The following is a 21,500-nucleotide window of genomic DNA, read 5'->3' on the forward strand; positions in this document are numbered from 1 at the left end:
CTCCTTGGGCTGACGATCACGCCCACGCATCGGAGGTGAGCCCGTGTCAGGACGGTTCGTGCGTGTTGTCTGCACGGCGGCGCTGATAGCCGGCGCCGTGTCGGTCGTACTGCCCGCGCCCATGGCGTCGGCGGCCCCCGCCGACCCGCCCGACCAGCCCGTGAGCTCCCTGCTCTCCCAGCTCCAGTCGCTCTACCGCAAGACCGAGGAAGCGACGGAGAAGTACAACGCCACCGAGGAGCGCCTGAAGAAGCAGCGCGACCAGGTGAGGAAGCTGGACGAGGAGCTGGCCGACACGCGGATCGCGCTCACCGGCAGCCGGGAAGCCGCCGGGCGGCTCGCCCGGGAGCAGTACCAGGGCAGCAGCGGCACCCTCTCCCCGTACATGGGCTTCCTCTTCAGCACGGACCCCCAGCAGGCCCTCGACCGGGGCCACCAGCTCCAGCGGGCCGCCGGACAGCGCGCCGCGACCGTCGGCCGGCTCACACAGAACGAGAAGCGGGCCGCGGACCTCGCGGGCAAGGCGCAGGACGCCCTCAACACCCAGCAGACGCTCGCCGCCCAGCAGAAGCAACAGCGCGACGACGTGCGCAAGAGCCTCGACCAGGTCGAGAAGATGCTGGCCTCGCTGACCGGTGAGCAGCTCTCCGAGCTCCGCGCGCTGGAGCAGAAGGACATCGGCGAGGCCCAGCGCAAGCTGCTCGCCTCCGGGCGGCTCGGCGGCTCGGCCATGCCGTCCGCGCTCGGCGGGAAGGCCCTGGAGTACGCGTACCAGCAGATAGGCAAGCCCTATGTGTGGGGCGCGGCCGGCCCCGAGTCCTTCGACTGCTCCGGCCTCACGTCGCAGGCGTGGGCCCACGCCGGTGACGCCATCCCGCGGACGAGCCAGGAGCAGTGGAAGTCCCTGCCGAGGGTTCCGCTGGACCGGATCCGCCCCGGTGACCTCGTGATCTATTTCGAGGGGGCGACGCATGTCGCGATCTACATCGGCAACGGCCTCGTCATACAGGCGCCGCGGCCCGGGGCGACGGTGAAGGTCTCGCCGATCGCGGCGAATCCTCTGCTCGGGGTTGTGCGGCCGGATGCGGCTGCTCCGTCTTTGCGGGCCTACGAACCGCCCGCCCTGCCGAGTGGTTCGGCGGGCGGGTCCGATGCGGGGTACGGGCGGGCGGGGGCGCCTTCCTGAGGGCGGGGTTCGTTTTCGCCTGCGGCGGGCTTTTCCCCTGCCCCGCCCCTTCCCGAAGCTGGGGCGCTGCCCCAGACCCCGATGTGCGGGGTACGTCGGCTGACGCGCAGCGCCTGCGGCGCTCGTCCTCAAACGCCGGACAGGCTGATTGTGCGGACCGTGGTCCGTAGCCTGCGGCGCCGAACAAGCTGGATTGCGGCCCGCAGGCTACGAACCCACGTTCCGTGAAATTCAGCCCGTCCGGCGTTTGAGGACAGCGCGCGCCAGCGCGGGCCGGGGTCTGGGGCGAAGCCCCAGTTTCGGGAAGGGGCGGGGATGGGGAACAAGCCCGCCGCTGGGGGCACCTCCCAGCGTTAGCTGGGGGAGCACTCAAGCCGCACCCCGACACAGGTCCGCGGCGGAGCCCCGGCCGCGGCGGAGCCGCGCATCAGATGCTGCGGGAAGGGGCGGGGCTGGGGAACAAGGCCCCCGCCACCCTCGCCACGTACTCCGCCGCCCGATCCGCGTCGAAGAAATACTCCTCCAGATCCGACGGATCGTCGTAGCCCCGGGCCAGCCGGTCCGCCACCGCCTCGGACGTCGACGCCGCCCGCATGAGCGCGAGCACATGCTCCGGCAGCGAGCCGAGCATCGCGTTCGTCCACCGTGTCGTGTGCCGGGCGGATGCCCAATGGCGGTCGAAGGCGGACCGCATCCACGCCTCGTCGAAGGGGAGTTCCCCCCGCTCCACGATCGAGTCGAGGTAGGACGCGGCGCACTTGGCAGCGGAGTCGGCGCCCTGGACGGTGACGGGGTCGTCGGCGACGACCGTGTCCGCGACGCCGAGGACGAGGCCGCCCGAGGGCAGGTGGGCGACGGGGTGCCGGACGGTCGGGGCGTGGCGGACGGCGAGTGTGGCGTTGGCGTCGGTCAGTTCGACCTCCGTGGCGCGCGCGTATTCCCAAGGGGCGAACCATTCCAGCAGTTCCAGCGACCGGGCCAGGTGCTCGCTCGGGCCGGCCGTCTCCCGGAAGACGTCCAGCGGGCCGCCGGGCAGGCCCTCCCAGAGCAGGAGGTCGGCGCGGCCGGAGAGGGTGAGGGTGGGGATGACGAAGAGCTCGCCGACACCGGGGACGAGCGTGCAGCGGACCGCGTCGAGGGCGGGGTGTTCCGGGCAGGGCGCGAGGCCGTGCACACAGGCGGCGGCGAGGGCCCGCTGCGGCGTGGCGTGCGGGGAGCGGGCCGCGTCCCGGGCGAACAGGGACGCCAGCTCGCCCCGGCCCACGGCGGCCAGCACCAGGTCGTAGTGTCCGGCGAGCGCGTCGAGGTCGGAGACGGTCGCCGCGTGGATGACGAGGCGGCCGCCGCGCTCGGCGAAGGTGTCCAGCCAGCCGGCCGTCTTGACCCGGCGGTCGACGGACTGGGCGCGGCCGTCGAGCCTGCCGAGCCAGTCGATCAGCCGGGTCCGGCCGCCGCCGTCCGACTCGGGGCCGGCCACCGAGACGCCGAGGCCCTCGATGCGCGGGGCCCGGTCGGTCCAGAAGTCGAGCCCGAGCTCGCTCTCGTGGCGCAGCGCGGTCGGGAAGAGGCACTGGGGTGCCATGATCCGGCCGGCCCGCACCTCGTCGGCGGTGCGGTGGGACATCAGGGTCACGTCGTAGCCCTTGACCTGGAGGCCCAGGGCCAGTTGGAGGCCGGACTGGCCCGCTCCGACGATGAGGATCCGGCGCATGGGTGAAGCTCCTTCGTACGGGCGTGGCGCCGCGCCGCACCGGGCGGGGTGTGCCGGTTATCCGGGTGTGGCGTCGAGGGCCCGGCCGACGAGGATCAGCAGGGTGTCGACGACCGCGACCCGCTGCCGGGCGTCCATCTGGACCAGCGGCACCTGGCGGGGCAGGGCGAGGGCCTCGCGCACCTCCTCCGGTTCGTGGCGCTCGGCGCCCTCGAACTGGTTGACGGCGACGATGTAGGGCAGGCCCGCGCTGTCGAAGTAGTCGAGGGCGGGGAAGCAGTCGGCCAGGCGCCGGGTGTCGGCCATGACGACGGCGCCGATGGCGCCGCGCACCAGGTCGTCCCACATGAACCAGAAGCGTTCCTGGCCGGGTGTGCCGAAGAGGTAGAGCACCAGGTCGGTGTCGAGGGTGATGCGCCCGAAGTCCATGGCGACCGTGGTCGTCGTCTTCTCCGGGGTGGCGCTGCGGTCGTCCACGGACTCGCCCGCGACCGTCATGACCGCCTCGGTCCGCAGCGGGGTGATCTCGGAGACGGAGCCGACGAAGGTCGTCTTGCCGACGCCGAAGCCGCCCGCCACGACGATCTTCGTGGCGTGCGGGGCGCGGCTGCGGTCGGTCTGCCAGGGGCGGGGGACGTCGAGGGCGGCGGGCGGTCCCCCGCGCGTCGGGTCCTCGTTGCGCACGGCGAGGGCCGCCCTCCGGGGATCGGCTTCAGAGCCTGTGAAGTCCACCCAGCACCCTTTCCAGCAGCGCGCGGTCGGGCCGGCCCGTGCCGTGGCCCGTGTCGAAGACGCGGATCCTGCCCTGGTCGGCCAGTTCGAGGAGCAGGACCCTGACCACCCCCAGGGGCATTTTCAGCAGTGCGGCGATCTCGGCGACCGAGCGCAGCCGGAAGCAGAGTTCGACGATGGCGCGGGCCTCGGGCAGGGCCCGCGCCTCGGGGACGGAGCGGGGCGGCAGCGGCTCGCAGCCGTCGGGTGGCGGTGCCTGGCCGGGCGGGGCGGCGTCGTCCGTGGTGGCGGTGGTGTCGAGCGCCGCCACGAACGTCTCCACGAGCAGCACCCGGCACCGGCGCGGCCTGCTGCCGGTGAGGGAGTAGGGGCGTACGCGGGCGGGTTTGCGGCAGAGGACCGCCTGGCTCATTCGACCGCCTCCACCGACTGCCGTAGCTCCCTGCGGAGTTCGGGGGTGAGGACGTGCCCGGCCCGGCCGACGAAGAGCGCCATCTGATAGGCGACGACGCTCATGTCGCAGTCGGGGTCGGCGTGCACGCCCAGGAGCGAGCCATCGCTGATCGTCATCACGAACAGGCTCCCGTCTTCCATGGCGACCATCGTCTGCTTGACGACGCCGCCGTCCATCAGGCAGGCGGCTCCCGTCGTCAGGCTGCCCAGGCCCGCCACGATCGTGGCGAGGTCGCCGGTGGAGCCGCGGGGTCCGGCGGGCCGGTCGAGGCCGGGCTGGGGGGTGTGCTCGGGGTCGGAGGAGAGCAGCAGCAGGCCGTCGGAGGAGACGACGGCGACGGAGCGTACGCCCGGCACCTCGTCGACGAGACCGGCCAGCAGCCAGTGCAGATTGCGGGCTTCGTGGCTCAGCCCGTAGACGGCGGGGCCGACAGGTGTGACGGGAGTCGCCTCCCGGGAAAATGCAGTCAACCGCGTGCCTCCTCGACAGTGCCGCCCTGAGCCGGCGGCCCCGCTTGGTTCGATTCAGTGGTGCGTGCCGCGATCTCCGCCACGGCGGCGCGGCGTCCCTCGGCCGCGCCCCGCTGGAAGCCCGCGAGCTTGCGCCGCAGGGCCTCCGCGTCGACGCCCTGGCGCGGCTGGGGCGCCTCGGCCCGCTGCGGTACGGGCTGGGGGGTGCGGCGGGGCAGGCCGTTGCCGGTGACCTGGGCGGAGCCCTGGCCGGGGACGGTGGGCGCGAGGGCGGCGGGGTCGCCGAGCGCCGACGGCCGGGCGTGCCGCCCCACGGGGGCCGCGGGCGGCGGGCCGGTGGGCCGTATCCCGTCCGGGAGATGGCCGGTGGGCGGGTCTGCCGGGTGGACGGGCAGGGGGGACAGGGGTGGCAGGGGGGCGGGTGCGGCGTGCGCGCCGTACCGGCTTCCGGGGACCGGGGGCGGCGCGGCCTCGGCGATGGAGCCGGGGAGGTGGATCGGGGGCGCGGCGGCGGCGCCGGGCACGGGCGGGGTGTCGCCGAGGCCGGTGACGGTCGGGGGCCCGTCGGCCAGGAGCGCGGCGGGCAGCACGACGACGGCCGCGATGCCGCCCGTGGTCTGCTCGCGCAGCTGGACGCGGATGCCGTGCCGGGCGGCGAGCCGGGCGACCACGTAGAGCCCGAGGCCCGGCTGTTGGCCGGTGTCGGCCGGGTGGGCGTCCATGGTCCCCCGGGCGCGGCCCGTCCGCACGGGTCCGCCCGCCGGGCCGGTGGGGGGCGGGCCGTCCGGGTCGGGGGCGGCGAGCAGGGCGTTGAAGCCGGCGAGGCGGTCGGGGGCGATGCCGATGCCCTCGTCCTGCACGGACAGCGCGATGTCGCCGGTCTCCAGGAGCCAGCCGGAGAGCTGCACCTGGGCGTCGGGCGGGGAGAACGTCGTGGCGTTCTCCAGGAGTTCGGCCACGAGGTGGCTGACGTCCTCGGAGGCGTGGCCGAAGAGCCGGGCGTGCGGGGGCAGCGACTGGATGCGGACGCGCTGATACCGCTCGATCTCCCCCGCCGAGGCCCGAAGGACGTCCAGCAGCGGTACGGGCTCGGGCCGGCCGGTGACGCTCTCGGCGCCCGCGAGTACGAGGAGGTTCTCGCTGTTGCGGCGCATGCGGGTGGCGAGGTGGTCGAGCGTGAAGAGGGTCTCCAGGCGCTCGGGGTCGGTCTCGTGGGTCTCCATGCCCTCGATGACGGCGAGTTGGCGCTCGACGAGGCCGAGGGTGCGCAGGGAGAGCCCGACGAAGAGGCCGCGGGCCCGCTCGGCGGCGTCGCCGGGGTGCTCCGCGGTGCGGGCGGCCGCCTCCTCCGCCAGCTGCCCGGCGAGCTCCTGGTGCCGCTCGCGCAGGGCGTCGTGCTCCTCGGCGAGGAGGTGGCGGGCGGCGATGAGGCGGGTGCGCTCGCCTTCGAGGACGGCGATGCGCTCCTGCTGCCGGACGGCGGTCTCGTGGAGGAGGTCGACGGCCCGCGCGGTCTCGGCGAACTCGTCGTCCCGGCCCTTGAAGCCGATCGGCTTCTCCGCCGCGGGGTCGGTGCACACGCGGCGCGCGCCGAGCCGCAGCGAGGCGAGCGGCCGGGTGATGGACCGGGCCGTCCGTACGCCGGTGAAGAGGGCGACCAGCAGACACGCGACGATCAGCCCGGCGCGCAGCTCCAGCGCGGCGAGCGCGTCGTGCCGCTGCGCCGCGAGGCGGTCGGCCTGATTGGCGGCGAGGTCGGACTCGGCCTGGCGCATCAGGTCCAGGCGGGAGCTGAGCGCCGAGCGCACGGGCTCGACGGGCTCGGCCGCCAGTTCCGCCGCGGTGACCTGGGGTCGGGTGAGGCGGGTGGTGTGGTCCGCGGCGGCGGTGACGTCGGGGCCGCTGACCGTACCGGCGTACGCCTCACGGGACTTGGCGCTCGCCTGCCGGTCGAAGTCGGCGAGCGCGTCCTTCTCCGCGGCGGCGGTCCGCTGGGCGGCGGAGACGAGGGCCGCGTCGCCGTGCGCGGCGATGGCGCCCAGCAGCAGGGCGCGGGTGGCGGAGTCCTCCTCGACGGCGCGGCCGAGTGCGGGGAGCGCCGCGGCGTCGCCCCCGGCGCCGGCGCCGTGCAGGGCGGCGGTGTCGGCGACGCCGTGCAGCGCCTGGACGATGCCGGTGTAGGCGGTGAAGACGGCCAGCGCGTCGTCGCCGTCGAGCGCCTGGTGGCGCGCGGCGGTGAGGGTGTCGAGCCGGTCGCGCAGCGAGGCGGGCGCGGCCGGCCGGAAGTCCTCGATCTCCTGGTCCACGTGGGCGCGTTGGGTCTTGATGGCGGCCGCCTCCGCCTTGTCCGCGCGGCCGCCCGCGACGTACTGCGTCGCGGCGTCGCGCTCGTCCGCGAGGGAGTGGGCGAGGCCGAGGGCCGGGCCGTCGGCGTCGGCGAGGGCGGCGAGCCGCTGGGCGCGGCCGAGTTCGCGGGTGGCGTCCACCGCGCCGAAGGCGCTCGCCGCGAGCACGGTGAGGGCGGTGACCGCGACGGAGGCGGTCAGCCGGTTACGCACGCGGGCGGTGCGCTCCCGCACCGCCGAGGACTGCCGCTCCCGCTCGCCGCCCCGCGGCCGCTTCTTCCGCACCGGTGCTCTCATTCCACTCTCGCCTGCCCCACCCCTGGTACGGATTTGACCCTTTCAGCACCTCTGAGGAGAGGGTGCCCTTCGCCCACCCGGCCACTCGAACGAGTGAACCCAGCCCGGGAATTGACTCGCGATGCTTCACTCATCGCATACGGGCCAGGTCAGCACGTCACCTGGAGAACGCGGCATGTGCCTCCAGGATGCGCACCCGCACGACTGGATTTCCGGCATCCGGCACACTGGCCCCATGCGCATCGAACTCGCCACCCAGCCGGGGGATCCCCACCACCCGAACGAGGACTTTGCGTCCGTCGCCCTGCCGGCCTCGGGGCGCGGTGGCGCGCTCGTCCTGCTGGACGGCGTGACCCCGCCGCCCTCCGGCGAGACCGGCTGCGCGCACGGTGTCCCCTGGTTCACCGCCCGGCTCGGCGGCGCCCTCCTGGAACTCGCCGTCTCACGCCCCGGCCAGGCGCTCGCCGACTGCCTCTCGGAGGCGATCTCCCGCACGGCGGACGCCCATCGCGCCACGTGCGACCTCACCCACCGCCGCACACCCCAGGCCACCGTCGTCGTGGCGCGCTGGGACGACGAGCGGGTGGAACACCTCGTCCTCTCCGACTCCGCCCTCCTCGTCGAGTCCCCCGACGGCACGGTGACCGCGATCCTCGACGACCGCATCGAGCGGCTGCGCGCCCTGGGCCCCGTGACGGACGCCCAACGCAACGCCCCTGACGGCTTCTTCACGGCCGCGGCGGATCCGGCTGTCGCCGGGCGGGCGGTGACGGGGGCTGCGCCGCGGGCGTCCGTGCGGTCGCTGGCGGCGGTCTCGGACGGGGCGGGGCGGTGGGTGGAGGTCTTCGGTCTCGGTGACTGGGCGGAGTGCTTCGCCCTTCTGTCGAAGGGCGGGCCGCAGGCTTTGATCGACGCGGTCCGCTGCGCGGAGGCGGATGCGGGGTGGGGGGTGCGGGCGCGGGGGAAGGTGCGGGATGATGCGGCGGTGGTGTTCGCGGAGCTTTAGCCGTTGGCGGCGGTTCGGTCCCGGGGCCCGGGTCGCTGTCGCCTGCGGCGGGCTTTGTTCCCCTACCCCGCCCCTTCCCGCAGCATCTGATGCGCGGCTCCGCCGCGGCCGGGGCTCCGCCCCGGACCCGTGCCCGGGTGCGGCTTCAGTGCGCCTGCGGCGCTTTGTTCCCCTACCCCGCCCCTTCCCGAACTGGGGCTCTGCCCCAGACCCCGATGTGCGGGTACGTCGGCTGACGCGCAGCGCCTGCGGCGCTAGTCCTCAAACGCCGGACGGGCTGGATTTGGCTGATGTGGGTGCGCAATTTCAGCCCGTCCGGCGTTTGAGGACGCGCCCGAAGGGCGCTCTCCGCCGCAGGCGGCAACGGCGGGACAGCCGGGGGCCTGGGGCACGCGCCCCAGTGCGGGAAGGGGCGGGGCTGGGGAAGAGAACCCGCCCTACCCCTCCGCGCTCACGTTCAACTGGCGGAGCAGCCGCGCCAGTTCCGCGATCTCGCGCGGGTCCCAGTCCGCCAGCTTGCGTACATGATGAGCACGACGTGCGTCGCGGACACGCGTGAAGCGGGCGCGTCCCTCCTCCGTGATGCGGACCAGGGACGCGCGGCCGTCGGCGGGGTCCGGCGCGCGGGCGACGAGGCCGAGGTCGCAGAGGGCGCGCAGCTGGCGGCTCATGGTGGCCTTGCCCACGCCGAAGTACGCGGCGAGATCCGTGGCGCGCTGCTCCCCCGCGTCCTCCAGCCGGACGAGGAGGCCGTAGGCGGCCGCCTCCAGTTCGGGGTGGACGGCGCGGGCCATCTCGCCGGAGGAGGCGCGGGCGCGGCGGAGGAAGACGGCGAGCTCGCGTTCCAGCGCGAGGTAGGCCTGGTCCACACCACTGCCGTCCTCGGGACGCGGGGGAGTCGTCTGGTGCACGTCGAGGCCCTCTCCGGCTTTCCGGCTGCTGAAAATTTCCGTGGACCGCGGCACATAGCCGCAGCTGGGTAAGTATTTCGCAGGATCGGACCAGCGACAGCACCGGCGTCCCCCCGCACCCGACGCGTCCGCGCTCGATATTTTGGGTATGACATGGTCACACCAATATCGTCGTGCTTACGGCACTCCCCCCACACCGCTCCCCGGAGTCCGCCATGCCCGCGCTCAGACCCGCTCCACCCCTGCTGTCCCTGCTCGTCGCCCTGCTGGCACTGGTCGTCGCCCTGCCGGGCACCGCGTTCGCCGCCTCCCCCACCGCGGGCGGCAAGCGGCCCGCCCACCCGGAGCGGGACTGGCTCGGCTCGACCGTCCGCCGCCACGAGCCCCAGACGGGCCGTACGCCTCCCCCCTCGCTCACCGCCTCCGTCGAGGGTGTCGACGTCAGCAGCCACAACGGCAACGTCCCCTGGTCCACGCTCTGGAACAGCGGCAACCGCTTCGCCTATGTGAAGGCCACCGAGGGCACGAGCTACACCAACCCCTATTTCGCCCAGCAGTACAACGGCTCCTACAACACCGGAATGATCCGCGGCTCCTACCATTTCGCCCTGCCCGACAATTCCGGCGGTGCCGCCCAGGCCACCTACTTCGCGGCGCACGGCGGCGGCTGGTCCGCCGACGGCAGGACGCTGCCGGGGGTGCTCGACATCGAGTACAACCCCTACGGCTCGGTCTGCTACGGCATGAGCGCGGGCGCCCTGACCCAGTGGATCGCGGACTTCCTCCGCACGTACCGCGCGCGTACCGGCCGCGACGCGATGATCTACACCGCGACCGGCTGGTGGAAGCAGTGCACCGGCGATGACGACGGCTTCGGCTCCGTCAACCCCCTCTGGATCCCGCGCTACGGCTCCTCGCCCGGCGAGCTCCCGGCGGGATGGGGCTTCCACACCGTCTGGCAGTACACCGACACCGGACCGACCGTCGGTGACCACAACCGCTTCAACGGCTCCTACAGCCGGCTCCAGGCGCTGGCCGACGGCTGAGCGCGCCGCACATCCGCCCGCAAGAGCGCCGGGCCCCCGCACATCGGCGGCGGGGGCCCGGTTCTTCGTACCGTCGCAGCCGTCAGCCGCAGGAGCCCGCCGGGCGGGTGCGGGTGACCAGGTCGGTGTAGCCGGTGGTGCCGTCGAGCCACACCACCTGCTTGCCGCCCACCGCCGCGGCCGAGGACTGCTCACCGCGGTTGCAGGAGACCCGCGCCCGCGCGGGGTCGGTCGAGCCGTCCGCCGCGAACTGGTAGAGCTTCGGCAGCGCCTCGTTGCCGGTGGCGGTCTCCGGCGGCAGCGAGGTGACGGTCACGGCGCTCTCGGAGGCCGTGAGGTCGAGGGGGAAGAGCGCCTGCGCGCCCTTCTCCCGGTTGAGGTCGGTCACGCCCGTGCCGTCGAGGTTCGCCCGCCGCACCGCCGAGCCGCCCTTGCCCTGCGCGTCGAACTCGTGCGCCAGCCAGAAGACGTGCGTGCCGTTGATGCCGGTCTGGCCGATGGCCGAGGGCTTGCGGCTCTCGCCCGCCCGCGTCACCTTGCCCGTCCTCGGGTCCAGCACCTCGGTGACGGACCGGAAGTCGTCGCCCTGCGACGTGATCCTCACGTAGGCGATGCGGCCGCCGCCGACCGACGGCATGGCCGTCTCGGTGTCCTCGCGCCGGTCGTCCACCCAGGTCGGAGCCTTGTCACCGGGCCGCAGATAGCCGACGTGCCGGGCACCGAAACCGCTCTGCTCCTCCAGGACCACGACGTCGCCCTCGACGCGCACCGTGTTGATCCCGGCGCTGGAGTAGAGCTTCTTGGTGGGTCCTCCCGCGAGCGGGCGGGACAGCACGTCCATGCCGTCCTTGCCGACTGCGACCCACACCACGGTCTTGCCGTCCGTGGCCGGATAGGCGTGGTAGCGCCCGTCGTTGGGGCTGATCAGCTTCGGGGAGCCCGAGCCGTCCGCGCGGCCCGCCCAGACCGAATACGCCTCGGAGCCGTCGTCGTTGGACCGCGACGCGGCCCACCAGCCGCCGCCCGCGCCCACCCCCGTGCCCGCGGTGTTCAGCCTGCCGGACAGCAGGTCGGTGTCGACGCCGAGCGCCAGCTCCCAGTCGGGGACGATGCCCCGGGCGTTGAAGGAGCGCGTGACGGTGTTCAGGTCCTTCGCCGACACCCCGAGCGACTTCGCGGCGGCGATCACCGCCGCGCGGCCCTCGGTGAAGCCGTCGAGCGGGGTCATGTACTCCGTGAGCGCCTTGTAGACGATCCTGTCGGCGAGCGTGCGGCCCACGTCCCGGCGGATGTTCCACAGCGCGCCGGAGAAGATGGTGGAGTTCATGTGCACCCCACCGTTGTCGGTGGAGAAGCCGACGCCGAGGAAGTTCTTGGACGTCGTCTTCCCGTCGTTGAGGTCACGGAAGGCGCACTGGCGCGGCTTCTTCGTACGGCAGAGGTCGCCGCCCAGCAGGCCCGCGTCGGGGTCGTCCATGGACATGCCCGCGGCGTCCACGGCGATGGAGTTGCCGAAGTAGTCGGCGAGCGCCTCGTTGAGGGCGCCGGACTGGCCCGCGTAGACGAGGTTGGCGGAGTTCTCGACGACGCCGTGCGTCATCTCGTGGCCGACCACGTCGAGGTCCGCGGAGAGCGTCTTGTACTCGTCGTCGCCCCCGCCGTACACCATCTTGGTGCCGTCCCAGAAGGCGTTGACGTACGCGCCGCCGAAGCGAGTCACGCCGACCAGGGAGTTGATGGCCATGCCGCGGCCGTCCAGGCTGTTCCGGCCGTGGACCTTCTTGTAGTAGTCGTAGACCTTGCCCGCCGCCCAGTGGGCGTCGACGGCGCCGGACTCGGTGGCTCCCTTGCCGAAGTTCGGGCCGGGCGAGCCGAATTCCTTGATGCCGGCGGGCCAGGCGCCGGAGGCCTCACTGACGTCCTTGCCGCGGGCGTCCCAGGTGGAGACCAGGTTCTTGGTGGAGTCCCACATGCGGGAGTAGTCGCGCATGACGTACTCGTTGCGGGCGGTGTCCTTGAAGAGCCCGAGCTCGACGGTGGTGCCGTCGTACTTCACGCCGGAGCCGGCGATCCCGGGGCTCACACCGTCCGTGGGCTTCGCGGGACTCTTCGCCGCGGCCGCGGCGGACTTCGCGGACGCCGTGGCGGCGGACCTGGCCGTGCCCTCGCCCCCGAAGGTCTTGATGCCGCTGTACTGGAGCACCGGGAAGCCGGCCTTGGCGTCGATGTAGACCTCGCGCAGCACGGGCCGGCCGTCGGCCGGGTCGGTGCCGCGCACGGTGACGTGGTGGGTGAGGACGCCGGGACCCTTGGGCACGATCACCAGGCCGTGCGCGGTGCCCGTCAGCGACCGCGCCGCCTTGGCCCCGGTACCGAGCCAGGTACCGCCGAGTTCACGCAGGGTCGCCTCGACGGCCCGCCGCACCGCGAGCTCCTCGCTCACCTCGGCCTTGGTGTCGGCCTTCAGGCCGGTGAAATACTTCCCGGAGGCGCCGGTGACGACGCGCTTGCCGTCCTTCTTCTCCATCCGTACGACGTACTGCCCGCCGAGGACGTCCACGCCCCCGTACTTCTGCTGGAGCCGGACGGTCTCGTCCCGGCCCGAGGCAGCGGTCTGCACGGGCCGCAGATCGCGCCCCGGCGCGGCGATGTGATAGCGGCCCGGCTTGTCCGCGAGGTGTTCGCGCGCGGCGTCGGCCGCGCTGCCGCTCGCCCGCACGCCTTCCCGGATGCCGTCGACCAGGGAAGGGGTGGAGGTTCCCTTCCCCGGAATCACCTCACCGGGAGCCTTCCCGGCCGCGGCGACGGCCTGCCCGGGCACCGCGCTCACGACAAGGGCGGCGACGCCCATCAGCGCCGCCGCCCCTGCTATGCCGCTCTTCGCGGCGGGTCTTCCTGAACGTGCTCTGGACTTACGCAAGGTGGATCCCCCTCGTGCCTTCCGGAACATGTGCGGTCCCGCGACATGCAACCGGTGGGACGAGGGCTGAACAATGATGCGTAGCGCCCGAGCGACGGCTTTCGGCCGTGCGAACCGCTCAGTCGCGGGGGAACTCGTCGGTGGCGAGGGTCAGTCCGACGACGGTGTCGGTGAGGTCGATGGGGTCACCGAACTTGAGCGGCGGCCCGGAGCGGTACTTGCCGTCCTTGGGGTCCGTGAAGAGGCGACACTCGCCGACATACGGGTCCACGATGAGGTACACCGGCACACCCGCCATAGCGAAGGCATTCTTCTTCGGCCCGTAATCGTTCCTCGCGGTGCTCTTGGAGATCACTTCGGCGACGAACTCGACGTTCCTGTAATGCCAACGCCCCTCATCGTCCCTTGCCGCACCTTCCTTGAACGTCGCGACATCACAGCAGAAACCGTTCAAGTGGCCCGGGAAGTCGATGCGCACATCCGATGCCGTGCGACTCCTCGGGTACTTCGCCCGAAGTTGCTCAACAATGCCGAGAATGATCTCCCAGTGGATTTGCCGTTGCGGCGACATGTAGATGGCCCCCTCGACGATCTCTACCTTGTAGCCCTCGGGGACGGGCATCCGCTCCAGCCTGTCGAACAACTCGTCCAGGCTGAGCTCGTCGCTGTCGGCCATCACGATCCTGTCGGTCAGCGTGGCAGTCACTGTGCACTCCTCCCCGCTGCCCGCGAAATTCGGGCAGCCGGGTAGTACAACGATACGCACGGGAAACGGACACGCGACCGATCCCCGCCCGTGTCAGGGCATCTTCGCCGCCGCGCTCCGTATCGCCTCGCGTATGCGGAAGTACGTGCCGCAGCGGCAGACGTTGGCTATCTCGTCGAGATCGGCGTCCGTGGGGTTCTTCGTGCGCTTCAGCAGGGCGACCGCCGCCATGATCTGGCCGGGCTGGCAGTAGCCGCACTGGGCCACGTCCTGCTCCAGCCACGCCTCCTGGACCGGGTGCAGCCTCTCGCCGTCGGCGAGGCCCTCGATGGTGGTGACCTCACGGCCCTCGACGGTGGCGACGGGCACGACGCAGGGGCGTACCGCCTCGCCGTCCAGGTGGCTGGTGCACGCCTTGCAGACGTCTATCCCGCAGCCGTATTTGGGCCCGCGCACCCCGAGGTGGTCGCGCAGCGCCCACAGCAGGGGCAGGTCGTCGGGGGCGTCCACGGTGACGGCCTGGCCGTTGACGGTGAAACGGTGGGTGGGCATGGAGGGCTCCTGTGAGGGCTCAGCGGGGGAAGGGGGTGAAGTCCACGTCGAAGTTGACCGGAAAGCGCCGCGGGCGCGTGCCGGTGGCACGGGCGTACGCGTTGGCGATCGCCCCCACCGCCGCCGGGACGCCCAACTCCCCCGCCCCGCCCGGCTCGCCGGTCGGCGGCATCACGAAGACCCGCACGTCCGGCGGCACGTCCCGCTGCCGCGCGTAGTGGAACTGCGAGTAGCTGCCCTCCAGCGGCAGCCCCTTGTCGAGGTGCAGTCCGGCCCGCAGCGTCGTCGAGATCGCGTCGGTCAGCCCGCCCAGCAGCTGCGCCTCCAGGCCCCGCGGATTGACCGCCCGCCCGACGTCGGCCACGATCACCGCCTTGACGACCCGGGGGCGCCGGGGGTCGGTCGCGTCGATCTCGGCGAGACACGCCGTACGCGACTTGTACTCCTCGTGGAAGCCGATCCCCTGCGCGTGCCCGGCCGGCATCGGCCGCCCCCAGTCGCCCTCGCTCGCCGCCTTGTCGAGGACGGCCCGCTGGGCGAGGCTCTTGAGGAACGCGCGGCGGAAGGCGACGGGGTCCTGCCCCAGCCGCGCCGCGAGTTCGTCGACGACGATCTCCTCGGCGCCGCGGGTGTTCGCCGAGTACACCGACCGCCAGGACGCGGTGGGCATCCGCAGCGGCACCTCGGTCAGGTGCTGGGTGGTGAGGCCGAAGCGGTAGGGCGACTTCACCGTCGTGTGGAAGAGCGTCTGCGCGAACGTCTCGTTGCCGATGCTCCCGGGCAGCTTCGCCGCGGCGGCGGTGAGCGCCTCGCCGAGGCCGTGCCGGAAGTCGGTCTCCACGGCGGCCACCCGGTGCTCGAAGGTCAGCACCTTGCCGAGCGCGTACGTGGCGCGCAGCCGGTGGTGGGTGGCGGGCCGCATCCTGCCGTGCCGCATGTCGTCGACGCGGGACCACATGAGCCGTACGGGCCGCCCCGCCGCCTTCGACACCTGCGCGGCCTCCAGGGCCGCGTCGAAGAACAGCCGCCGCCCGAACGAGCCACCCGCCTGCACCACGTGCACGGTGACCTTGTCCACGGGCAGCCCGAGTTCCTCGGCGATGGTCCGCTGCGCGACGATCGGCGCCTTCAGCCCGGACCAGACCGTGGCCCGGTCCGGCCGTACGTCGGCGACCGCGGAGTTCGTCTCCATCGGCGCGTGGCTGACGAAGGCGAAGTCGAACTCCGCGTCCAGGTGCCCGGTCAGCGGCGGCAGTTCGACCAGTGGCGCGGCGGCGTCCCGGAGCCGGGCGCGGATGTCGTCGTCGGAGAGGCCGTCGACCGTGCCGGGCCCCCAGCTCACGTCGAGGGCGTTCTTGGCGTTCAGCGCCTGCCCGAACGTCTCGGCGACGACGGCCACCCCCGTGGGGATCACGAAGGTGCCCAGCACGCCGGGCATGGCCCGGACGGCGGCCTCGTTCCGTACGGCCTTCACCGTGCCGCCCACGGTCGGCGGGCGGCGCACCATGCAGGGCTTGGCGCCGGGGATGTCCAGGTCCAGGGTGTACTGCTGCTTGCCGGTGACCATCGCGCGGGCGTCGATGCGCGAGGCCGGGGTGCCCACGAGCGTGTGCGCGGACTCCGGCTTGGGCGTGGCGGTGAGTTCCCCGAGGTCGTGCGCGGCGGCCGCGGCCGCGAGGGAGGCGTACGGAGCGCTACGGCCGTCCGGGGCGTGCACCGCGCCGTCCCGGGTGCGGAGCGCCCCCTCCGCCAGGCCCCACCGGCGGGCGGCCGCTCGCACGAGCCGGGAGCGGGCGGCGGCCGCGGTGTGCCGGACGGGGTCGTAGAGCGAGCGTATGGAGTTGGAGCTGCCAGTGAACTGACTGAATATCAGCTCCGGCCTGGCGTCCTCCAGTTGGACCCGCACCTGCCCGAGCGGCATGTCCAGCTCCTCGGCGACCAGCATCGCGACGGCCGTCGTCAGCCCCTGCCCGACTTCTTCCCTGGGCAGCCGGAAGGTGGCGGTCCCGTCGTCCCCGACGGTCAGCACGAGCATGTGGGCGGTGGGGGCACCGACGAGGGTCAGGATGTCGCCGAGATCGACGATGTCGGCGACGGCTGCGGTTGCTTGTTGCGGGTCCTGGGTGGTGGTGGCCAGGGTGAGGGTGGGGGCGGCTATGAGGTAGGTGAGGAAGCGGCGTCTGCTGGGCGCGGCCGGCTCCGTCATGGGGGCTCCTGTCGTGGGGCGGCCGCTTGATCTTTACCGGTGGGTAGCGAGGGCGCAAGGGCGGGGGCGCTTTCCCGTCCGCCGCACCGCACCCGCGGCCGCCGCCTCACATAGCCTCAGTGGCATGGGTGACTCACTGCCGCTCCTGGCGATCTTCGGCGGCCTGGCCGCGGTCCTGTGCGGCTTCGCGTGGCTGGCGTTCCACGTGCGCCGCCGGGGAACCGCGGGCACAGGCGTCACCGCGGCGCTCGCAGCCTGGGAGGAGGCATACCGCGTGACCTCCCACGAGTCCCACTGGGAGATCAGGGCACAGGCGGAGCGGCGGTCTCCAGTGGTGTCGCCTGATGACCATTGGCGGCCGGGCGCTCGCGATACGAGCCGGAAGAGCGCTCCTGCTGGGCGCGTGCGCGTGCGGCTTCGGCGCATGGGGCGGCGGTGGCGGCGAGGCTGATCGGGGCGCGGCGCGTATCGCCACGCCCCGGAGCGGTTCATCGATGGGCGGTCAGGCTTCCGTCACGCATGCGCCTCCCAGGTGTGGACGCCCATGGCCTCGGTCATTTTCGCCGCTGCCTGACGGTCGCCGTCGGCCAGTGCTTGCGCCCTCTTGTGCTTGATGTCGCGACACTCCTGACACCGAGGGGGCCGGGGCTCGGTCGCGGTTCCGGGTGCGGCGGTCGTCTCGCTCACGCCATGCCCCGCTCTCGCCTGCCCCGGTCGTTGACCTCGGTCACCTTCACGCGCAGCTCATCACTGGCGGTGGCCGGACGGACGTCGCAGGGGAACGCCTCCCACTCCCGCCCACCGGCGGGCGGCCGCAACGCCAACCGCCCACCGGCGGAGGCCATCACTTCACCGACGCGGTTCCGTCGGACGTCGACGACCAACGTGCCGATTTTTGGTGCCCGTTCGGATCCCTCGGCGGCCGTCATCGACTCACATCCGCGTGGTGCGGCTGCCGGGGGCGGAAGTCGATTCCGTGGGCGGTGATCCAGATGCGGGGGCCGTTGCCGCTGGCGGTGGGCGGGTCGGCGCGGGGTGGCGCGCTCGGCGCTTGCATCGGGTCGGGGGTCCGCACCGCATGGACAGCACTACAAGCGAGGCAGTCCCGGTGAAGGTTGCCGGGCGTGAACACCGCCCTGATCCACCCCAACCATCGAGAGATAAGCTCGTACATGTCAGCGCTCCTTTTCAGCGTTGGCCAAGCCCCGGGGCCGTGACAGCGGCCGCCGGGGCCTCTTGTTGGGCATGACGCACCCTCAAGGTCACGCCGGTGTGACGAGGTCGTCACACCGGGCAACCAAGGGGCCCAGGATGCACCCGCTGACCAGTCACATGCAAGGCAGGAGAATGCATGGCATGCATGTGCGAACTGCGCTTGCAGTCAAGGGTGGTTGCCGGACAGAATCGCTGGGCCTCCTGTGCAAATGAAAGGTGGACGGCATGCCCACGAAGCGTCAGATGCCCACGGTCCGCCTCCGACGCTTGGCAGCCGAGCTGCGGAGGTTGCGAACAGGCATGCAGCTGACCAGGGAGGATGTCACCGCGCAGACGGGCATCAACACAGCGACGCTCTATCGGATCGAAACGGCACGCGTCCGGCCACAGCAGCACACCTTGATCGCCCTGCTCAACTTGTACGGAGTGCCCGAGCCTCAGCATGGCGAAATCCAGGCGCTATCCCAGGGTGCGAGCAACCAGGGGTGGCTACGCCCGTATCACAGCGAACTGCCCGAGGAATACACTGCGTACATCAGCTTCGAGGCTGAGGCACGTGCGGTGCGCAACTACGAATCCCTCTTCGTTCCCGGTCTGTTGCAGACGGAAGACTATGCACGCGCCGTGATCAAGGGCGTGTTGCCGATGGCAAGTACCAGAGAGATTGAGCAACGGGTTCAAGCACGCATTGAACGGCAAGGCGTACTCACCAAAAGCGATCCATTGCACCTTTGGGCAATCATGGACGAGGCATCCCTACGGCGCATGGTCGGCGGCCCCGAGGTGATGCACGAGCAGATTCGGCGCCTGACGGCGGCAATCGCGGAACCGCACATGATGCTCCAGGTCATCCCCTTCAACGCCGGGGCCCACGCTGGCATGCCAGGCTCGTTCGTGCTGATGAGCTTCCCCGAAGTGGAAGACCCTGAGATCATCTACATCGACAGCATGGCCGGTGACCTCTTCCTCGAAGCCGAAGCAGATGTACGCCGGTACGGCGCAATCTTCGACAACCTCCGCGCAGTGGCCCTCAGCCCTGACGACACGTCGAGATTGCTCGCCTCACTGGCCAACGAGATGTGATGAGAGAAGAGGCATCAGCAATGAATCGGACGGAACTCCGCGAAGCCATATGGCAGAAGAGTTCATACAGCAGCGGAAATGGCCAGTGCGTCGAGATCGCGTTTCTACGTGAAGTAGTGGCTACGTGTGACAGTAAGACGCCCCATGGTTCAGCACTCGTCTTCAGCGCCGACACATGGTCGGCGTTCACGGCCGGGATCAAGGCCGGGGCCTTCCCAACCACCGATTGACCCCAGTGCGACCCTGAACGACCCAGGTTCGGGCATCCAGCCGGGGCAGACGCTTGCCAGTCAGCGAGCCTGGAGGTAGGCGACATGGCTCACGATCTCACCAAAGCCCAGTGGCGTAAGAGCACGTACAGCGGCAACACGGGCGAATGCATCGAGGTAGCCGACGGTCACGCCGACCTGGTCCCCGTCCGTGACTCCAAGACACCGCACGGCCCCGCCCTACTGGTCCACGCCAGAGCATGGACCCAGTTCATAGCCGGCATACAGGCCGGAGCCTTCCGGCCGCACTCGGATCTCTGACAGCACCACGCCAGCCCCGGCGTCGTCGGCGAGGCCGAAGAGTTCGAACAGTGGAAGGGCAACGGCGAGGTGGATCTCAATCCGGAGTCCGAGGGCTGGTCCGGCTGGGTACCGCCGGCACGCGAGATCGTCGCCCGGGAGTTCAAGCGGCGCGGCGTCACGGAGGTGCTCGGAGTCGATATCTCCGGAGAAATGATTGCCGTGGCACGCGAGTTGTGCGGACCACGGCGCTGCTCGACCCGCCGATCACGGTCATCAGCGCCCTCCCGCGCCGCGAGGTCTACGAGAAGTGTCTGCGGGCGGCCGGATTCGGCGAGCCGGCCTGGGTCCCGCTGGAGGTGTCCGACGCCGGCGTGCGCGAGTCCGGCGCGGACTTCTGGGCGGACGTCCTCGCCGGTCCCGCACTGGAGAGGCTGCGCTGCCGCGCCTGACGCCCCGGGTCAGCGGGCCAGCAGGACGCTCGTCACATGCTCGGGGAGGAAGTCCAGGGAGTCGTCCGGGCCGCCGCCCGACGAGCGCGCGTCGTGAAAACGCCCCGGCGTGCACCCGGTCATCGTGCCGAACGTATGCGAGAAGTGCGCCTGGTCGTGGAAGCCCGCCCCCGTCGCCGCCCGCGTCCAGGACATCCCGGCCTGTTTGAGGCGCAGCGCCGCCTGGAGGCGCAGCACCTGCGCGGCCCCCTTGGGCGTGGGGCCGAGTTGTTCGCGGAAGCGCCGTTCGAGGTGGCGGCGGCTCCAGCCCGTACCGGCGGCGAGGTCGGCTATGCGCAGGCGGCCGTCGGTGCGGAGCAACTCCGACCAGGCCCAGGCCACTTCGGGGTCGCAGCGGGGGCCGGTGCGCAGCCGGGCGGCCAGGGCGTGGTCGAGCAGGGCGAAGCGGGCGGGCCAGTCGGGGCATTCGGCGAGCCGTTCGGTGAGCTGTCCGAGGCCGTGGCCGAGGAGCTCGCCGGGGTCGAGCGTGAGGTGGGCCCACTCGGACATGGGGACGGCGAAGAGCCTGTAGGCCGCCGGAGGGGAGAGCAGGACGGTGACGCCGTGCAGCAGTCCGCGGTGCAGGCCGATGGCCGCGGTGGTGCGCAGGCCGTTGACGAGGGAGGTGCCCGTGGTCACCGTGCGCGGTCCGACCGCGTCGACCATGTCGAGCGGGGCGCCGAAGCCGAGCATCACCTTGACCACGCCGTCGGGCACCACGAGCCGGCGGCGCGGGCCGCGGGCCCCGAAGTGGAAGCCGCGGTAGCCGAGGACCGATCCGCGCAGCTCGGCGGCGGCCGGGGCGCTGCGGACCAGTTGCTGTGACGCGGCCACGACTCCCCCACCCGGTGCGCGCCTATGGCATCCGCTTCACGGTACGCGCGTGCGCGCCGGAACCAAGGCGGGAATCCGGTCGCTTTCCTACAATCCACGCCGTCGCCCGGCCGCCAGACTCGGCGTCGCGGGCATGGGCATGCCCGCGACATCCGAGGGGAAGGGAACACCGTGACCACTCACCGCATCAGAACGAAACGCCTGCTCGCCGTGCCCGCGTGCATGGCGCTGGCGCTCACCGCGGGCCTCGGGGCCTCGCACGCCACCGCGGCCACTTCCGGCCGTTACGCGGCCCAGGCCGAACACGCGGGGCTGACGGGCGCGCAGTCCGTCGCGCTCCAGAAGGACGTGGACCGCTATGTCGCCCAGACGGGCGGCAAGCAGGTCTCCGCCAACAGGGTCGACGTACCGGGCGGCTTCGTGCTCGTGGCCGTACCGGGCGAGAAGTACGCCCGCGACCTGCGCACCACCACGCACCCGACGAGCGCGGCCGACTGCGACCCCTACAACTTCTGCGGCTGGCCGAAGTCGTACTACGAGGGCACGGTGTGGGAACGCTCCAAGTGCGGCGTCTACTGGGAGATCCCGAACGGCTGGAACAGCGGCGGTTCGTGGTGGAACAACCAGTCGAAGGGCGTCGTCGCCAAGATGTACGGCAAGAGCCACAACTGGGTCTACTCGACGCCGCCGGCCCAGGTGGGCAACGGCTCGTACGACGCCACCGCCGACTGGCACCCGGTCTGGTACGTGAAGGCCTGCTGACCCACGCGGGCGGGGAAGGCCGGCGAGGCCCCTGTCACGGGGGCAGGGGCCTCGCCGGCCGCCG

At 72.0% G+C, this 21,500-nt stretch carries 21 protein-coding genes; 9 read left to right on the top strand and 12 right to left on the bottom strand.

Going from position 1 to position 21,500, the window contains the following annotated elements; all coding sequences use genetic code 11:
* The first annotated feature begins 43 nt into the window (after positions 1 to 43).
* Complete coding sequence (locus ACFY1P_RS01350) at positions 44 to 1,186, top strand: NlpC/P60 family protein (RefSeq protein ID WP_361530724.1); 1,143 nt, start codon at positions 44 to 46, stop codon at positions 1,184 to 1,186.
* A gap of 427 nt (positions 1,187 to 1,613) precedes the next feature.
* On the opposite strand, the gene ACFY1P_RS01355 is transcribed toward ACFY1P_RS01350, so the two are convergent.
* The 5 genes from ACFY1P_RS01355 to ACFY1P_RS01375 are packed head-to-tail and all read right to left on the bottom strand — an operon-like array spanning position 1,614 to position 7,195.
* A complete protein-coding gene (locus ACFY1P_RS01355; protein ID WP_390749308.1) occupies positions 1,614 to 2,897 on the bottom strand; it encodes a styrene monooxygenase/indole monooxygenase family protein in 1,284 nt (427 codons plus the stop codon).
* A gap of 57 nt (positions 2,898 to 2,954) precedes the next feature.
* Positions 2,955 to 3,581 carry an ATP/GTP-binding protein gene (locus ACFY1P_RS01360; RefSeq protein ID WP_361534946.1) on the bottom strand — a complete coding sequence of 209 codons (627 nt, stop codon included), beginning with the start codon at positions 3,579 to 3,581 and terminating at the stop codon, positions 2,955 to 2,957.
* 28 nt (positions 3,582 to 3,609) lie between these two features.
* The gene (locus tag ACFY1P_RS01365; protein WP_361534943.1) at positions 3,610 to 4,041 is read right to left on the bottom strand and encodes a DUF742 domain-containing protein; all 432 of its coding nucleotides are present in this window, start codon (positions 4,039 to 4,041) and stop codon (positions 3,610 to 3,612) included.
* The gene (locus ACFY1P_RS01370) at positions 4,038 to 4,553 is read right to left on the bottom strand and encodes a roadblock/LC7 domain-containing protein (RefSeq protein ID WP_361534940.1); all 516 of its coding nucleotides are present in this window, start codon (positions 4,551 to 4,553) and stop codon (positions 4,038 to 4,040) included. Before ACFY1P_RS01370 ends, ACFY1P_RS01365 begins: the two co-directional genes overlap by 4 nt.
* Positions 4,550 to 7,195, bottom strand: a complete 2,646-nt coding sequence (locus ACFY1P_RS01375; protein ID WP_390749309.1) for a nitrate- and nitrite sensing domain-containing protein — start codon at positions 7,193 to 7,195, stop codon at positions 4,550 to 4,552. Before ACFY1P_RS01375 ends, ACFY1P_RS01370 begins: the two co-directional genes overlap by 4 nt.
* 235 nt (positions 7,196 to 7,430) lie before the next feature.
* Here ACFY1P_RS01375 and ACFY1P_RS01380 point away from each other — a divergent pair, with 235 nt between their 5' ends.
* Positions 7,431 to 8,201 carry a hypothetical protein gene (locus tag ACFY1P_RS01380; protein ID WP_361535818.1) on the top strand — a complete coding sequence of 257 codons (771 nt, stop codon included), beginning with the start codon at positions 7,431 to 7,433 and terminating at the stop codon, positions 8,199 to 8,201.
* Between the two features lie 437 nt (positions 8,202 to 8,638).
* Here the strand turns inward: ACFY1P_RS01380 and ACFY1P_RS01385 are convergent, their stop codons facing one another.
* A complete protein-coding gene (locus tag ACFY1P_RS01385; protein WP_361526667.1) occupies positions 8,639 to 9,112 on the bottom strand; it encodes a MarR family transcriptional regulator in 474 nt (157 codons plus the stop codon).
* 215 nt (positions 9,113 to 9,327) lie between these two features.
* Here ACFY1P_RS01385 and ACFY1P_RS01390 point away from each other — a divergent pair, with 215 nt between their 5' ends.
* On the top strand, positions 9,328 to 10,158 hold the full coding sequence (locus ACFY1P_RS01390) for a lysozyme (protein WP_361526669.1): 831 nt from the start codon (positions 9,328 to 9,330) through the stop codon (positions 10,156 to 10,158).
* A gap of 82 nt (positions 10,159 to 10,240) precedes the next feature.
* On the opposite strand, the gene ACFY1P_RS01395 is transcribed toward ACFY1P_RS01390, so the two are convergent.
* The 4 genes from ACFY1P_RS01395 to ACFY1P_RS01410 all read right to left on the bottom strand — a co-directional run bounded on the left by ACFY1P_RS01395 (position 10,241) and on the right by ACFY1P_RS01410 (position 16,542).
* Positions 10,241 to 13,078 carry a M4 family metallopeptidase gene (locus ACFY1P_RS01395; protein WP_390749310.1) on the bottom strand — a complete coding sequence of 946 codons (2,838 nt, stop codon included), beginning with the start codon at positions 13,076 to 13,078 and terminating at the stop codon, positions 10,241 to 10,243.
* 118 nt (positions 13,079 to 13,196) lie between these two features.
* Positions 13,197 to 13,754, bottom strand: a complete 558-nt coding sequence (locus ACFY1P_RS01400; protein ID WP_361526727.1) for a Uma2 family endonuclease — start codon at positions 13,752 to 13,754, stop codon at positions 13,197 to 13,199.
* 123 nt (positions 13,755 to 13,877) lie between these two features.
* Entirely contained in the window at positions 13,878 to 14,336 is a 459-nt protein-coding gene (locus ACFY1P_RS01405; RefSeq protein ID WP_390749311.1) for a (2Fe-2S)-binding protein, read from the bottom strand.
* 19 nt (positions 14,337 to 14,355) lie between these two features.
* Positions 14,356 to 16,542 carry a molybdopterin cofactor-binding domain-containing protein gene (locus tag ACFY1P_RS01410; RefSeq protein ID WP_390749312.1) on the bottom strand — a complete coding sequence of 729 codons (2,187 nt, stop codon included), beginning with the start codon at positions 16,540 to 16,542 and terminating at the stop codon, positions 14,356 to 14,358.
* Positions 16,543 to 16,666: 124 nt separating this feature from the next.
* Here ACFY1P_RS01410 and ACFY1P_RS01415 point away from each other — a divergent pair, with 124 nt between their 5' ends.
* The gene (locus ACFY1P_RS01415; protein WP_361526680.1) at positions 16,667 to 16,993 is read left to right on the top strand and encodes a hypothetical protein; all 327 of its coding nucleotides are present in this window, start codon (positions 16,667 to 16,669) and stop codon (positions 16,991 to 16,993) included.
* A gap of 232 nt (positions 16,994 to 17,225) precedes the next feature.
* Here ACFY1P_RS01415 and ACFY1P_RS01420 read toward each other — a convergent pair whose 3' ends face one another.
* Complete coding sequence (locus ACFY1P_RS01420) at positions 17,226 to 17,471, bottom strand: hypothetical protein (RefSeq protein WP_390749313.1); 246 nt, start codon at positions 17,469 to 17,471, stop codon at positions 17,226 to 17,228.
* Between the two features lie 529 nt (positions 17,472 to 18,000).
* Here ACFY1P_RS01420 and ACFY1P_RS01425 point away from each other — a divergent pair.
* The 4 genes from ACFY1P_RS01425 to ACFY1P_RS01440 all read left to right on the top strand — a co-directional run bounded on the left by ACFY1P_RS01425 (position 18,001) and on the right by ACFY1P_RS01440 (position 19,801).
* The gene (locus ACFY1P_RS01425; RefSeq protein ID WP_390749542.1) at positions 18,001 to 18,840 is read left to right on the top strand and encodes a helix-turn-helix domain-containing protein; all 840 of its coding nucleotides are present in this window, start codon (positions 18,001 to 18,003) and stop codon (positions 18,838 to 18,840) included.
* Between the two features lie 20 nt (positions 18,841 to 18,860).
* Positions 18,861 to 19,070 carry a DUF397 domain-containing protein gene (locus ACFY1P_RS01430; RefSeq protein WP_390749543.1) on the top strand — a complete coding sequence of 70 codons (210 nt, stop codon included), beginning with the start codon at positions 18,861 to 18,863 and terminating at the stop codon, positions 19,068 to 19,070.
* 84 nt (positions 19,071 to 19,154) lie between these two features.
* Positions 19,155 to 19,370, top strand: coding sequence for a DUF397 domain-containing protein (locus ACFY1P_RS01435; RefSeq protein ID WP_390749314.1), 216 nt, complete (start codon positions 19,155 to 19,157; stop codon positions 19,368 to 19,370).
* Between the two features lie 215 nt (positions 19,371 to 19,585).
* Positions 19,586 to 19,801, top strand: a complete 216-nt coding sequence (locus ACFY1P_RS01440; RefSeq protein WP_390749315.1) for a hypothetical protein — start codon at positions 19,586 to 19,588, stop codon at positions 19,799 to 19,801.
* A gap of 9 nt (positions 19,802 to 19,810) precedes the next feature.
* Here ACFY1P_RS01440 and ACFY1P_RS01445 read toward each other — a convergent pair whose 3' ends face one another.
* The gene (locus ACFY1P_RS01445; protein ID WP_390749316.1) at positions 19,811 to 20,674 is read right to left on the bottom strand and encodes a helix-turn-helix domain-containing protein; all 864 of its coding nucleotides are present in this window, start codon (positions 20,672 to 20,674) and stop codon (positions 19,811 to 19,813) included.
* A 171-nt stretch (positions 20,675 to 20,845) separates the two neighbouring features.
* On the opposite strand from ACFY1P_RS01445, the gene ACFY1P_RS01450 reads away from it, so the two are divergent.
* Positions 20,846 to 21,436, top strand: coding sequence for a hypothetical protein (locus tag ACFY1P_RS01450; protein ID WP_390749317.1), 591 nt, complete (start codon positions 20,846 to 20,848; stop codon positions 21,434 to 21,436).
* The last annotated feature ends 64 nt before the right edge of the window (positions 21,437 to 21,500 follow it).

It is taken from the genome of Streptomyces sp. NPDC001407 (genome assembly GCF_042895325.1).
Classification (GTDB): Bacteria; Actinomycetota; Actinomycetes; order Streptomycetales; family Streptomycetaceae; genus Streptomyces.